A 12881-nucleotide genomic window follows, 5' to 3' on the forward strand; every position below is an offset into this window, starting at 1 on the left:
CACCATGAGATCGGGTACAGGTTTCATGGCACCGTCTCCTGCGGTGCCCTAGCGTCGTGCCATGACGATTCCAGCCGGACTGAGACGCACGGTCCTCCGGGCACAGCGGGACACCGGCTTTCTTGCCGCCGGTGTGCTCCCGCACCTGGCGCTGGTGCCCGTGTGGGCCTGGGCGGCGGCGACCACCGCCAGGACGGGGGACTGGCTCCTCACGGTTTCCGTGTCGGCCGCCCTGGTCCTGCTCGGCACCCCGGTGCTGACGGCCGTTCAGCGGGTGCGCTACCGGGCGCTCATCGGTGTGGACGTCCCCCGGCTCACCCCCGCCGCGCAGGAACGGCGGACGTGGGCCTCGACCGCCCGGTGGCTCGCGGCGGCGCGGCCTTGGCGCAAGATCGGCTACCACCTCCTGCTGGGCCCGCTGCTCGCGCTGCTGGAGCTGCTGGTGCTCGCGGCGGCGGCGGCGTGCCTGGCGGGCGCCCTCGCCTGCGCCTGGTCGTGGGCGCTGCCGACCGGAATCCGCCGGGACTGGTTCGGCTACCTGACCCAGCTGCCGGTTTACACGGCGGCCGGACTCCTCCTCCTGTGCGCCCTGCCCTGGACCGCGCGGGCAGTGGCCCGGGCCGAGGCGCGGCTGGCGTCGGGCCTGCTCGGGCCCAGCCGGGCGCAGCGGCTCCAGAAGCGGGTCGATCAGCTGGCCGTGAGCCGGACCGACCTGATCGAGGCCGTCGACGCGGAGCGCCGCCGGATCGAGCGCGACCTGCACGACGGCACCCAGCAGCGGTTGGTGTCTCTCGCGGTCAACCTGGGTCTGGCCATCGCCACCCGCCCGGACTTGTCGAGCGATGCCCGCGAGGTGATCGCGAATGCGCACCTGGAGGCGAAGGAGGCGATCGCCGAACTCAACGACCTGGTGCGGGGGCTGCACCCGGCCGTGCTCGAAGACCGGGGTCTGGACGCGGCGTTGTCCGGGCTGGCCGCCCGCACGCCCCTGCCGGTGCGGCTGCGGGTCGATCTGGAGGAGCGGGTGGCGCCCAGCGTGGAGTCGGTCGCGTACTTCGTGATCTCCGAGGCGCTGACCAATGCGACGAAGCACGCCAACGCGATGCGTGCGGAGGTGATGGTCAGCCAGGTCGGCGAGGTGCTGCGAGTACGCGTGACCGACGACGGGCTGGGCGGTGCCGACGCCGCCGCCGGCACGGGGCTGACCGGGCTGGCCAAGCGGGTCTGCTCCCTCGACGGGGCCTTCCACGTCAGCAGCCCCGTCGGCGGGCCCACCACCATCACCGCGGAGCTGCCGTGCGCGCGGTGATCGCCGAGGATTCGGTGTTGTTGCGGGTCGGCCTGATCAAGGTGCTGGAGATGGGCGGCTTCCAGGTCGCCGCGGAAGCCGGCGACGCGGAGGGGCTGTTGGCGGCGGTGGCGGAGCACCGGCCCGAACTCGCCTTGATCGACGTCCGGATGCCGCCCGGCTTCACCGACGAGGGGGTGCGGGCGGCGATGGAGATCCGTCGGCGCTGGCCGGGGACGCCGGTGGTGCTGCTTTCGCAGTACGTGGAGGAGCGGTACGCGGCCGACCTGCTGTCCGCGAACACCAGCGGTGTGGGCTACCTGCTCAAGCAGCGGGTCGCCGACGTCGCCGACTTCGTGGCGGCGGTCCGGCGAGTGGCGGACGGGGGCACGGCGCTGGACCCGCAGGTCGTCGCCCAGTTGCTGCTGCGGCGCGACAGCGACCCGCTCGCGCGGCTGACCCCCCGCGAACGGGAGGTGCTGGGATTGATGGCCGAGGGGCGCTCCAACGCCGGCATCGCGCAGGCGCTGGTGGTCAGCGAGAGCGCCGTGGCGAAGCACATCAACAACATCTTCGCCAAGCTCGACCTGCCCGTGGTCGACGCGGACCACCGCCGCGTCCTGGCCGTGCTGCGGTTCCTCGGAGCGTCCCGGGCCTGACCCTCCCAGCCGTGATCACGGTCTACGGCCGGAGTGCCGGCTCCCTTCGGGCCTTCCGGGTCAGTGCCAGGGAGGCTTTCTGGGACAGCACTTCAGCCACTCGCGCAGGTCGGGGCGGGCGGGGGAGCGGGTGTCAGACGGTGCCGAACTCGTCGTCCTGGAGGGCGGTGACGAAGGAGTGCCACGCGTCGGCGGGGAAGACGAGGGCCGGGCCCTGGGGGTCCTTGGAGTCGCGCACGGGAACGGCGCCGGGGAAGCTCGCGGAGACCTCCACGCAGTTGCCGCCGTTGTTGGAGTGCGACGACTTGTACCAGGCCGCGTGGGACAGCTCGGGGTTCATGGGGCCAGCTCCTTTCGGGCCTTCCGGATCAGTGCCAGGGAGGCTTTCTCGGACAGCACTTCAACCACTCGCGCAGGTCGGGGCGGGCGGGGGAGCGGGTGTCAGACGGTGCCGAACTCGCCGTCCTGGAGGGCGGTGACGAAGGAGTGCCACGCGTCGGCGGGGAAGACGAGGGCCGGGCCCTGGGGGTCCTTGGAGTCGCGCACGGGAACGGCACCGGGGAAGCTCGCGGAGACCTCCACGCATTCACCGCCGTTGGTGGAGTACGACGACTTGAACCAGGCCGCGTGGGACAGATCGGGGTTCATGGGGCCAGCTCCTTTCGAGCCTTCTGGATCAGTGCCAGTGACGCCGCCTTGGGCAGCGCTTCAACCACCAACTGATCGTACTGCCTCTCCCATGCCGTGACCGTTTCGCGAGCGCGCTCAAGATGGCCACGTGCGTGCGACTCGGCGTAGCCAACGACTGAACCATCCGGAAGGTCCAGCAACGTCACCGGAAGTGCGAAGGGAAGGTTCTCACCCATCGAGAACGGCGCTACCTGAATGGTGATGTTCGGACGGGCGGCCAGTTCCTCGATGCGGTCCAGCTGTCTCAGCATGACGCCATGCCCGCCGACGGAACGAGCAATGCAGCTCTCGTCCAACACCGCATGGATGATGGGAGGCTTCTGGCGCTCAAGTAGGCGCTGGCGAGCAGCCAGCACGTCGACTCGCTCCTCAGCCTCGGCTTGCGTGATCGCCCCACGTTCAACGGATGCGCGAGCCAGCGCCTCGGCGTAGTCAGGTACTTGAAGAAGGCCTGTGACCACTGTCAAGGCGAACGTCCGTAGCCGTCGGCATCGCGCCTCGGCATCGGCGAACTCTGGGAAACCCTCCAGCAGACTTGCTTTGGCGTATCTGCGCCACAACTCGTAGAACGTGCCGCCTGTTTCGAACACGTCGTCGGCTTTAACCGCGAAGGCAGAGGTTACAGACTTCTTCGCTCGTTCTACGTACGAGACCATGGCGTTGGAGTACCCCATCCGCCGCCCGAGTTCGGTCTGCGACCAGCGCATGGCCCGCCTTGACCTGCGTAGTTCTATGCCGAAGCGGATGAGTGGAGTTGATGTCGCGTCAAGGTCGATGTGGTTCATGAGCGTTGCCACCAGATAACCCGTCGGAACGGTCAAGGTTAGACCCTGGTCATCGTAAGCACGGCCGGGCCACCATGGCTACACCCCGTGAGAGATCCGGGACCCTGCGCAACCAATGGAGCCAACATGTCCAGCTGCCGCCGTATGCCCGTTTACGCCCCCGTCGTCGGCGAAGTGGTGCGCGACCTCGGCCACCGCGCCCCCACCGGCGGGGTCGTCGAAGGGGTCTACATGGACACCCTCAACGGCCTCGCCTACCTCCGGCACGAGGCCGGCGGGTGTGAGTGGACCACCAAGCCCGAGCACGTCCAGGCCCTCCCCCAGCCCCGCTACCTCTCCGTCCAGCAGCCCAGCCGGCCGCGCGCCAACGACCGGGCATGAACCGGGCGTTCAAGCTGGTCGCCACCGCCGTCGGCGTCCCCGCCCTGAGCGCCCTCGCCGCCACCGCCGTCTGCTGGCCGATCCACGACGGGCCGCTCGGACCCCAGCTCCTGATCTTCGGCCTCATCCTCGCCACCGGCATCAGCGCGGGCCTGCCCGCCTGCTTCGCCTGGCTCTCGCCCGACGAAGCCGACGGCACCGACGCCGACCCCACCCCCTGAACTCCCGCGCGCCGGTGTGGTGCGGCGCACGGGAACCCCGGCCCGGCTCGCGACCCCAGCGCGAGCCGGGCCGGAACCACCATCACCACCCCCCGCCCCCAACTCCCCGAAGCCCCGGAGGCCCCCTTGCTGCACCAACTCCCCGACATCCTGACCAACCCGCCCCGCCGCCGCCACGGCCACCAGGCGCTCATCCTCAACCGCGACGGCGCCCTCCTCCTCATCGGCCGCTCCCACACCTCCGGCCTCCACCTTCCCGGCGGCGACGCCGAACGCGACGAACTCCCCCACCTCGCCGCCCGCCGACACACCGAGACCCAGACCGGCCTCGTCCTCCCCCTCCGCTCGATCCTCGCCACCGACCACACCGAAGCCGCCCTTCTCCCCGAAGCCCTCACCTTCATCCACTGGGGCGGCCGCCTCACCTCCGCACAGGAAGGCATCGTCGCCCGCCACCGCCCACCCCACACCGTCACCGCCGTCCACTGGCTCCACCGCGCCCAACTCCTCGACGCCATGCCCCCCGACCACTACCGCCGCACCACCCAGGCCCTCGACGCCCTCACCAGAGGCGCCCACCTCCCCTTCCTCCTCCGCGGCACCCCCGCCGACTGATCCCGAAGTGTCGGCCGGTGCCCCGCCGGCGCCGAGGGCGCGCGGCCGTCGCGGGGGAGCATCGGCCGGAAAGCGCTGGATATACGGCCGTTCGTCTGGACTATTCATCGGTCGTCATCACCTCGTATCGATGACGGCTGCGGCAGGTCGAATTCCGGGCACTTCTCCGGCCCCGGGAAATCGCCAGGTGAATCGCCGGCGGACGGTTCGTGTTCCGGTCCTCTGCGATCCTGGGGGGCCACCGTGGTCGAGACCGGCTTTCCGGTGTGACTTTCCGTCAACCCTTCGCGCACGCCCGCTGTTGTCGGCGGTGTCGGGTTAGCTTTGTTCTGCTCGCCGAGTGAACGCGTGACGGGGTTTCGAAAGCGTCGGCTCGTGCCTCGTTCTTCGTCGCGTCCTCGTTCACCCGGACCATGGTCGACCGAAGGAGATGTCTTGTCCGTCACGCGCAGGATTCTGCTCACGGCCGCTGTCCTGGCCAGCGCCGTCGTCATCGCCCCTCCGGCATCCGCCCAGCCTGCGGCGGCGCCCGCCGGGTCCGCCGGTGTCGCCCTGGCGCCCGGCTTCCACGCGTTCGCCTCCACGGGATTCTCGGGCCTGGACCGGTGGTTCAACGGCGCCGAGGGGGCGTGTAACTACGTCGGCGACAGCTGGAACGACAAGATCCGATCCGCCCGCACCGAGAGCAGCAACCGGGTGGAGCTGTGGGACAACGCCGACTGCACCGGTGGAGCGATCGTCATCGACGGCTCCGGCTACAACAGCATCGGCGCCTGGGTCAGCGCCTACCGCGCCTACAGCAGCTAGGGCCTCTCTTTCGGATCTTGTCGGGCGCCCGACGCCGGAGCACGCACCTCGCCGGCTTGTCGTCAGTCGCCGATGCTCCGCATGGACTCCATCCTCCGCACCGCCGATGCACGCACTCCAACGCCGCGCGCTGATCCGACAACATCCGAAAGAGAGGCCCTAGGCCTTTTCCGTCGGTCATCGGATCCGCCGGTCCGTTCGGTCCGTTCAGTCCATTCGGCTCGTTCGGTTCGTCGACTGACTTCCAAGGTGCGCACCGGGTGCGTCGGCCGTCCGTGGACGGCCGACGCACCCGATCGCGTTCGAGGAGGTCCCGGTGGCGGTGTGAGCGGTGCCGTCCGGGCGGCGGGGCGGAATTCCGGCGGGCCGGTTCCGGTGGATGGGACACGCGCGCTCGGCCGTGCCGCGCGAACGCCGCGAACCGTCGCTCCGGGGTCAGCCGGTGGAGCCGACGGCGTGCTCCCTGAGGAAGGCGCCCGCATGGGCGGCGGCCTCCTCGGTGGTCGCGTACCGGGTGCCTTCCCCGGCCGCGCCGGCCGACCCGTCGGCGCCGGTGGCGGCCCACCGCCAGCCGCCGGACTGCTCCTGCACCAACTCGGCCGTTCCCCCGAAGAGTTCGAGGACCCCCGGGGGCGTGGCGGAGGGCGCCGGGCGGCTGACGGCCTCGGGCCACTTCTTGCGGGCGCCCTGCCGGGTGATGCCCCAGACGGCGCCCAGCTGTTCGTAGCTCGCGCCGTACGATCCGGCGGTCGCCGCCGCGTGGGCGGTCAGCCGCTTGACCTCGGCGTCGACCACCTTCCAGGCGGCGAGGACGGACAGGGCCGTGTCGACGGGCTCGGCCGCCCACATCCGTTCCGGGGGGAGCCCGGTCTCCCGGGAGCGGATGGCCGTGGCGAGCGGGTTCAGGGCGTCGTACAGGGCCTTGTCGAGTTCGATCTGCTCTTCGTGCGTGATCTCAGGCGACGTCATGCGACAACCATAGTTCACGTCACCCTTTCGGCAACTGAAGTTACCGAAGAAAGTCCGGTTGTCGTCGCCGTGAGGGCGCCCGCACAGCCGCCCTCACGGTCGCCCGCACAGCCGCCCGCACAGTCGGCCGACCGGTGGGCGATGACCGGGACCGTCCGGAGCGAACCGGCACTCGCGATCGGGACCTCGGCGCAACCCGCCCCCGTCCCCGCCGGGTCTCAGGCCCGGCGCTCCCGCTCCGCCGCATGCTCGGCGGCCTGCGCGGCGTGCACGGCGGCGACCAGTGAGTCCTCGGACGCGATCCGCCGCAGGCGCCAGCCGGTCGCGCTCCAGGCGCCGAGGATCGGCAGCGTCAGCAGGCCCACGCCGACCGCGCTGCGGATGCGCTGGTCCACCACGGGGACGCATGCGTTGTCGCGGAGGTTCTCGATGGCGGCGTCGAAGTACACCGGCGAACCGCAGTTCAGCGGCCCGCTGCGGAGGTCGGCGGAGACGGGCAGGAAGGCCAGGCCGAGGGCCCACAGCCACCCGGCGGCCGCCAGGAGTCCGAAGATGTACAGGGGCCAGTGCCCGGCCCGCCACCGCGCGCGGTCGTCCTGGTCCTGTAAGTACTGGGCGATGTCCATGTGCTTCCCCGTCCTCTCGTCGACCGATGTCGGGGCCGAGCATGCCACCCCGGCCACGACTCGCCAACAACCCCACGCCCGAAGGAAGTTCGCGGGAGAAGCGGTCGGGATACGGGCCTCGGCGTGGTCTACACCAGGTCGGCGACGACGGGGTGGTCCGGAGAGGTCGGACAGGTGAACACCCGCATGGTCTCGTGGTGCCCCAGTGCGACGTCCGTCGGCTCCCGGCGCCGCCCGACGGCGCCCGGTCCCCCTGCGAGGGAGCCCTCGGGCGCCCGGCTCCCGGTGCCGCCGTCCCACTCCAGGCTCGCCGATGCCGCGACGAAGCGCATCGGAGTGGCGTAGGCGCGGCACCGCACCGGCCCGAAGCACCCCTGGTGGTTCCAGGGTTCGTGGCCGCCCAGCTTCCGGCCCGGGGCGACCGAGAGGTCCCAGGAGTAGCGGGGCTCGAACTCCTCCGGGTCCTCGGTATCGGCGAAGGCCACGCTCTCCCACTCCTCGACCCGGCCCTCGAACTCCTCGCCCGGCGCTCCCGGGTGCGGGTACTCGGCCACCGGCTCCGGCCGCAGGGCGCACGGGGTCGGCAGGTAGCCGGGCCCGCCGACGGCCACCGGCTCGGGCGGGGTCGGGAAACGTCGCCCAGATCGGCGGCGCGGCGGTGGCGTACCTCGACCCACGGCCCGGCGATGCCGTTGTCCGGCGCAGCCGGGTCCTCGTAGGAGTGCTGGAACGGGCACCACAGGATCTGGAGGAGGTCCGTGCCCTCCGGAAAGCCGCCGTACCAGGGCACGTCACGCGCGTACACCTGGAGCACGGGCAGCAGGGGCCACGACGTGACGGCCCCGAACTCCTCCGGGCTGATCCCGCCGTGGCACGCGAACGCCGTCGACCGCTCGCCCCGGATGTCGGCGGGCCGGTGGGGCCGGTCGTGCACCAGGTGGCGGCCGGCCGGGCAGGTCGGCCACGGCTCGGGAGCCGGCCAGGCGGGCGGCCCGGCGACCGAGCCGTCCCCCGGCCCGGGAGCCGCCGGGGCCGGGTGGAGGCGGACCGCCGTCCGCGCGTGGTCGGCCGGTTCGGGGAAGACGGCGGTGACGTCCATCGGCCGCGGGGGAGTGACGACGGGCTTCATCGCCGCCCCCGGTGGTCGGCCCGGTGGGCGATCCGGCCTGCGGCCCGGTCGGTGATCCGGTCGGGCCGGAGGCGCTTCGGACGGTCCGGCGGTCCGCCCCGGGCGGGGCGGCGTTCCCTCGATCACACGCGGCATCGTAGGGCGGCCGTTCCGGCGCGGAACCGGGGGCCACCACGCTTCCTCCGGCCCCCCGGGGGAACTCCGCCGGGGCTCCGGACGGACTGCCGTAGAGCCGGAACGCGGGAGCGCCACCGGCCCGGCACTCCGACGGTCCGGCGGGCGTCATGACGGCGGACGATCCGGTCCGGGGCCCCTGGTCCGCCCCCGGCCCGCGGGCGGGACCCTGCTCCCGGGCGCGATCCCCTCCCCGAGGCTGGACCCCACCGGCAGCCGCCGCTGTCGGCGCTGCCGCACCGGACGGCTGTGCGAGTCTGTCCCGTGGCCGAGAGGCCGGACGCAAGGGGAACAGACATGGCCAGCAGCCGACACGCCGGACCGGACGACGCCGAGGAGTCGCCGCACATCGGCGACGCCGAGCTGCCGTGGTCCCGCAACGACGCACTCGTGACCGCCGGGGCCTGCGGGCTGAACCTGCTCAGCTACGCGTTCTTCCAGGCCCCCGACGAGGCGCACGAGGTGAGCGTCGTCGGATTCGCCCTCGTCGCGCTCGCGGCGATGCCCCTGCTCGTCCGGCGCCGGTACCCGGTGGCGGCGCTCGCCGGTGTGCTGGTGCTCGACGCGGCGGCGTCCGTGGCGCTGTCGCTGCCCGTCCACTTCGGCGCCGTCCTGGTGGTCGCCCTGTACTCGGCCGCGAGGGTGTGTTCCGGCCGGGTGACGGCGGCCGCTGCCGTCGCGACCGCGTCGCTGACGCTGCTGAGCCAGAGCGGCGGCGGGGTCCCGTCCTGGGGGGACGCCGTCAGCCCGCCCCTCTCCACCCTGATCGTGGTCGGCGCCGCCCTGGCGGTCAACCGCTGGCAGCAGGAGGTGGAGGCCAACCGGCGGCTCCTCGCCGACCGTGCGGTGGCCGAGGAACGGCGCCGCATCGCACGGGAGTTGCACGACATCGTCGCGCACCACATCACCACCATGCAGCTGATGGCCGGGGGAGCCCGGGCCAACATCGGCAGGCCGGAGGTGGTCCGGGAGGCCCTCGTCACGCTGGAGTCCTCCGGGCGGCTCGCGCTGCGCGAGATGCGCCAGCTCCTCGACGTGCTGCGGGCCGACGACGAACCGGAGGGCACCCCCGCGCTGCCCCAGCCCGGCATCGAGGACCTCGGCCGCCTGGTGGACGAGTCGCGCCTCGCCGGACTGCCGACCGAGTTCACCGTCCGAGGGCCGGAGCGCCCGCTGCCGCCGACCGCCGGCCTCACGGTGTTCCGGATCGTGCAGGAGGCCCTCACCAACGCCCGCAAGTATGCGGGGAACGCCAGGGCGTTCGTCCGGCTGACGTACGGGCGGGACCGGATCACCGTCGAGGTGTGGGACGACGGCGGGGGCGTACCGCCGCGGACGGAGGCTCCGGCGACCGGATCCGGCGGATCCGGAGGCTACGGCCTGATCGGTATGCGCGAACGCGTCGCCCTGCACGGCGGCACCCTCGCCGTCGGCCCGCAGGCCGGCGGGGGGTTCGCCGTGCTGGCCGAGCTGCCGCTGGCGGCGGCCGAAGCGGTCGATGCGGTCGAGGCAGCAGGGGCAGCAGGGGCGGTCGAGGCGGCCGAGCCGATCGGGACGGCCGGACCGGCCGGACCGGCCGTTCCGGAGGACGCCGTGCGCCGGTGACCGGCAGCCGTCCCGGACCCGGCCGTCCCCGTCCCCGTGCCCGTGCCCGTGCCCGTGCCTGCGGAGCAGGAAGTCGGACCCGCCGACTTCCTGCTCCGCTGACACACCGCTCGCGAGCGCGGACCGGGACGCCGCCGTGCCTCAGCGCTGGGCGCGGACGTCCGGCGGCGGGGTGATGCCGAACTCGGACTCCAGCAGCTCCCTCACGCCGTCCGTGCCGTCGATCTCCTCGACGGCGGTCGTGCCGTCGGGCCCGGTCCGGGTGAGGGTCGTCGCGTCGAGGCTGAGGTGGCCGGTGGGGAGGGTGCGCTGGACGAACAGGCGGCGGAACGGCGAGCGCGGGTGCGTCGCCACGTGCCAGTTGGCGATCCCGACGTCGACGGCGGGCGCGCGGTCCAGGGTGAAGGAGACCAGCTCCTCCCAGGCGTCCGCCGCGTCCGCAGGGCCCGTCCTCGCCTGGAGCACCCAGACGGGTGCCGGGCCGTCCGCCTCCTCGACGACCAGGCGGTTGAACCGCCCGAGGCCCTCCCGCACCAGGCCGGGGATCATCGGCAGCGGCTCCAGCAGGGAACGGGCCGATCCGAAGCCGACGTCGGCCAGGTGGCGGCCGCTCTCGCCGGGCACCCGGACCTCCAGCACCATGTGGGTCCGCGGACGGACCTCCCCGGGGCCCGCACCGAGCCGGACCCGGCCGGTCAGCCGGGTGACCCCGAAGCCCAACTGCTCCAGGACGGCGGCGAACAGGGTGTTGTGCTCGAAGCAGTAACCGCCCCGGGAGCCTTCGACGAGCTTGGCCTGCAGGTCGGCGAGGTCCAGCGACGGGACCGTGCCGACGACCACGTCGATGTTCTCGAACGGGATGCCGAGGACGTGCGCGTGGTGCAGGGACCGGAGGGTCGCGACGGTCGGAGCCCGCTCACCGTCCCATCCGATGCGTGCGAAGTACTTCTCCAGATCAACGGTCATAGGGCCACGGTACGGACCGGCCCGGGAGTCGGGCCTCGGTCTCCGGTAGCGATCTTGGTGGACCGTGGGACCTAGGGCCTCTCTTTCGGATCTTGTCGGGCGCCCGGCTGGGCGTGCGCCCGGATCGTCCTCGTACCGGACGTACTCGGGCGAACGACTCGTGCAGGTCGGCCGTCCCGTCGGCTTCGCCCGCCCCGCACCACCCCGCCCTGTCCCGCCCCGCCCTGTCCCGCCCCGGGCCCGCCATCCCGGGGTCGGAACCGCCCGGCTTTCGAACCGCCGTGACACCTGGTCAGCTGGCCGCCCGGCCCGGTCGTGACACGGCCCGGACGCCGTTACACAGACGATGGGCGGCCGTGACACGACCGGCCGGGGACCGCGACACGGCGCTCCTAACGTCACTCACGACGCACCGGCCGCACCGGCCGGGACCCGCGTCACGATGAAGGAGCGAACCGAATGACCAGCCGTACCCGTCGTGCACCCGCCCGTCGCGTGCTCGCCGTCTGCGCCCTGACCGGGGCCGCCCTCCTGACCTCCCTCTCGGCCGGTCAGGCGTGGGCCGACGGCTCCCCCGCGCCCGCCACCCCCACCGCGGTCGCCCCGTCAACGCCCGCCGCGCCCGCCCCGGCGGCCCCGCACGTCCAGGTCACGCCCACCGTCGTCCCCTCGGGGGCCCCGGCCCCGGGCACCACGCCCAGCGGTGCCCCCGCGGTGAAGCCCGGCGGCGGCCAGGTCACCCCGGCCCACCCGGCCAAGGACGCGGGCGGCGGCCCGCCGCAGGTCCGTGAGGTGCCCAAGGGTGCCGCCCAGGCCGGCGACGGCTCCGGCTCGACCGGCTCCTCCGGCCTGATGCTGGCCGGCGGCGGCACCGTCGCGGCCGTCGGCGCCGCCGCACTGGGCTTCGCCGTCCTGCGCCGCCGGTCCGGTGCGCGCGGCTGACAACGGCCCCGGGCCCTCAGGGCGTCCCGTCGTCCCGGCTCCGGACACGACCGTCCGCAGTGGGGGCGACGGGGCCCCGTCGCCGAGCGGGCGGCCCGGGGTCGACGACGCGGCCGACGACGCGGCCGACGGCCGACGGCACGCCGGCCGGGCCGCCTCCCGCGGTGGCGGGCGCGGTGGCGGGCGCGGCCGGAGCAGCGGGGGGCACCGGCGCCCGCGCGCCGACGGACCGGGCGCGGCAGGGCTTCGCCGCACCGCCTTCGGCGCGGCGGGCCTGCTCTGCGTGGTGCTCGGCACCTCGATGGCGCTCAACAGCAGCCGCACCCCGGTGGTGCGGGTGGAGACCTCGGTCCGCGAGGCCACCGGCCCGGCGGCCACCGCCGGGAGCGCCGGGACAGCCGGGGCCGGGACCGCCCCGACCGGGGCCGTCACCGGGGCGGCGGCCACCTCCCCGGCCGCCGCCCCGGGCAGCTCCGCGTCCGCCGCGCCGCGGAAGTCCTTCGCGGCGTCCGCCCCGACCCGCCTCGTCGTCCCGGCGGCGGGCATCGACGCCCCGGTGACCGGCCTCGGCCTCAACGCGGACGGGACGGTCGAGGTGCCGGCGGCCGCCCGCGCCGACGAGACCGGCTGGTACCGCAACGGACCGACGCCGGGGGAGACCGGCCCGGCCGTCTTGATCGGGCACTACGACACCGCGCACGGCCCGGCGGTCTTCCACGGCCTGCCGAAGCTGCGGCCCGGCGACCCGATCCAGGTGCGGCGGGAGGACGGCAGCACGGTGGAGTTCCGGGTCCGTTCGATGCTCCAGGCCGCCAAGGACCGGTTCCCGACGGAGGCGGTCTACGGCGACACGGAGGCCCCCGAGCTGAGGCTGATCACCTGCGGCGGCACGATCGGCGCGGACGGCCACTGGACGGACAACATCATCGTCGTGGCGGACCTGGCCGACCCGGCGGGCGCCGCCGGCTGACCGCGCCGTCCGGGACGCCGGTCGCACCGGCGGCCCCGGCGGCCCCGGCGGCAC

16 protein-coding genes are annotated in these 12881 nt (G+C 73.5%); 9 read left to right on the forward strand and 7 right to left on the reverse strand.

What is annotated here, in order from left to right:
* The first annotated feature begins 61 nt into the window (after positions 1–61).
* Entirely contained in the window at positions 62–1309 is a 1248-nt protein-coding gene (locus OG550_RS27140; protein WP_327681835.1) for a sensor histidine kinase, read from the forward strand.
* On the forward strand, positions 1297–1947 hold the full coding sequence (locus OG550_RS27145; protein WP_143600460.1) for a response regulator: 651 nt from the start codon (positions 1297–1299) through the stop codon (positions 1945–1947). The genes OG550_RS27140 and OG550_RS27145 overlap by 13 nt, the downstream gene beginning before the upstream one ends.
* A 133-nt stretch (positions 1948–2080) precedes the next feature.
* Here OG550_RS27145 and OG550_RS27150 read toward each other — a convergent pair whose 3' ends face one another.
* From OG550_RS27150 to OG550_RS27160, 3 genes are all read right to left on the reverse strand, one after another.
* Entirely contained in the window at positions 2081–2287 is a 207-nt protein-coding gene (locus tag OG550_RS27150) for a DUF397 domain-containing protein (protein WP_327681837.1), read from the reverse strand.
* 101 nt (positions 2288–2388) lie between these two features.
* Entirely contained in the window at positions 2389–2595 is a 207-nt protein-coding gene (locus OG550_RS27155) for a DUF397 domain-containing protein (RefSeq protein ID WP_327681839.1), read from the reverse strand.
* Positions 2592–3458 carry a helix-turn-helix domain-containing protein gene (locus OG550_RS27160; protein WP_327681841.1) on the reverse strand — a complete coding sequence of 289 codons (867 nt, stop codon included), beginning with the start codon at positions 3456–3458 and terminating at the stop codon, positions 2592–2594. The genes OG550_RS27155 and OG550_RS27160 overlap by 4 nt, the downstream gene beginning before the upstream one ends.
* Positions 3459–3566: 108 nt before the next feature.
* Here OG550_RS27160 and OG550_RS27165 point away from each other — a divergent pair, with 108 nt between their 5' ends.
* The 4 genes from OG550_RS27165 (at position 3567) to OG550_RS27180 (ending at position 5446) form a co-directional block, all read left to right on the forward strand.
* A complete protein-coding gene (locus OG550_RS27165; RefSeq protein WP_327681843.1) occupies positions 3567–3803 on the forward strand; it encodes a hypothetical protein in 237 nt (78 codons plus the stop codon).
* Positions 3800–4024, forward strand: coding sequence for a hypothetical protein (locus OG550_RS27170; RefSeq protein ID WP_327675235.1), 225 nt, complete (start codon positions 3800–3802; stop codon positions 4022–4024). The genes OG550_RS27165 and OG550_RS27170 overlap by 4 nt, the downstream gene beginning before the upstream one ends.
* 126 nt (positions 4025–4150) lie before the next feature.
* Entirely contained in the window at positions 4151–4639 is a 489-nt protein-coding gene (locus OG550_RS27175; protein WP_327681845.1) for an NUDIX hydrolase, read from the forward strand.
* Positions 4640–5074: 435 nt separating this feature from the next.
* Entirely contained in the window at positions 5075–5446 is a 372-nt protein-coding gene (locus OG550_RS27180; RefSeq protein ID WP_327681846.1) for a peptidase inhibitor family I36 protein, read from the forward strand.
* Between the two features lie 435 nt (positions 5447–5881).
* Here the strand turns inward: OG550_RS27180 and OG550_RS27185 are convergent, their stop codons facing one another.
* From OG550_RS27185 to OG550_RS27195, 3 genes are all read right to left on the reverse strand, one after another.
* The gene (locus OG550_RS27185) at positions 5882–6415 is read right to left on the reverse strand and encodes a hypothetical protein (RefSeq protein WP_327681848.1); all 534 of its coding nucleotides are present in this window, start codon (positions 6413–6415) and stop codon (positions 5882–5884) included.
* A 218-nt stretch (positions 6416–6633) separates the two neighbouring features.
* Complete coding sequence (locus tag OG550_RS27190; protein ID WP_327681850.1) at positions 6634–7041, reverse strand: hypothetical protein; 408 nt, start codon at positions 7039–7041, stop codon at positions 6634–6636.
* 128 nt (positions 7042–7169) lie between these two features.
* Positions 7170–7652, reverse strand: coding sequence for a hypothetical protein (locus OG550_RS27195; RefSeq protein WP_327681852.1), 483 nt, complete (start codon positions 7650–7652; stop codon positions 7170–7172).
* Between the two features lie 989 nt (positions 7653–8641).
* Between OG550_RS27195 and OG550_RS27200 the strand changes: the two genes are divergently transcribed.
* Positions 8642–9949 carry a sensor histidine kinase gene (locus OG550_RS27200; protein ID WP_327681854.1) on the forward strand — a complete coding sequence of 436 codons (1308 nt, stop codon included), beginning with the start codon at positions 8642–8644 and terminating at the stop codon, positions 9947–9949.
* Between the two features lie 141 nt (positions 9950–10090).
* Here the strand turns inward: OG550_RS27200 and OG550_RS27205 are convergent, their stop codons facing one another.
* A complete protein-coding gene (locus OG550_RS27205; protein WP_327681855.1) occupies positions 10091–10915 on the reverse strand; it encodes an arylamine N-acetyltransferase family protein in 825 nt (274 codons plus the stop codon).
* A 459-nt stretch (positions 10916–11374) separates the two neighbouring features.
* Here OG550_RS27205 and OG550_RS27210 point away from each other — a divergent pair, with 459 nt between their 5' ends.
* Together OG550_RS27210 and OG550_RS27215 are read left to right on the forward strand one after the other, a co-directional pair.
* Complete coding sequence (locus tag OG550_RS27210) at positions 11375–11857, forward strand: hypothetical protein (protein WP_327681857.1); 483 nt, start codon at positions 11375–11377, stop codon at positions 11855–11857.
* Between the two features lie 286 nt (positions 11858–12143).
* Positions 12144–12827, forward strand: coding sequence for a class F sortase (locus OG550_RS27215; RefSeq protein WP_327681859.1), 684 nt, complete (start codon positions 12144–12146; stop codon positions 12825–12827).
* Positions 12828–12881: the final 54 nt, after the last annotated feature.

The organism is Kitasatospora sp. NBC_00458 (assembly GCF_036013975.1).
In the GTDB taxonomy this organism is placed as follows: Bacteria; Actinomycetota; Actinomycetes; order Streptomycetales; family Streptomycetaceae; genus Kitasatospora.

Excerpts from the sequence above, each read along its gene's own strand:
- OG550_RS27155 (WP_327681839.1), bottom strand. The coding sequence starts at position 2,595 with ATGAACCCCGATCTGTCCCACGCGGCCTGGTTCAAGTCGTCGTACTCC.
- OG550_RS27190 (WP_327681850.1), bottom strand. The coding sequence starts at position 7,041 with ATGGACATCGCCCAGTACTTACAGGACCAGGACGACCGCGCGCGGTGG.
- OG550_RS27205 (WP_327681855.1), bottom strand. The coding sequence starts at position 10,915 with ATGACCGTTGATCTGGAGAAGTACTTCGCACGCATCGGATGGGACGGT.
- OG550_RS27150 (WP_327681837.1), bottom strand. The coding sequence starts at position 2,287 with ATGAACCCCGAGCTGTCCCACGCGGCCTGGTACAAGTCGTCGCACTCC.
- OG550_RS27200 (WP_327681854.1), top strand. The coding sequence starts at position 8,642 with ATGGCCAGCAGCCGACACGCCGGACCGGACGACGCCGAGGAGTCGCCG.
- OG550_RS27140 (WP_327681835.1), top strand. The coding sequence starts at position 62 with ATGACGATTCCAGCCGGACTGAGACGCACGGTCCTCCGGGCACAGCGG.
- OG550_RS27185 (WP_327681848.1), bottom strand. The coding sequence starts at position 6,415 with ATGACGTCGCCTGAGATCACGCACGAAGAGCAGATCGAACTCGACAAG.
- OG550_RS27170 (WP_327675235.1), top strand. The coding sequence starts at position 3,800 with ATGAACCGGGCGTTCAAGCTGGTCGCCACCGCCGTCGGCGTCCCCGCC.
- OG550_RS27165 (WP_327681843.1), top strand. The coding sequence starts at position 3,567 with ATGCCCGTTTACGCCCCCGTCGTCGGCGAAGTGGTGCGCGACCTCGGC.
- OG550_RS27210 (WP_327681857.1), top strand. The coding sequence starts at position 11,375 with ATGACCAGCCGTACCCGTCGTGCACCCGCCCGTCGCGTGCTCGCCGTC.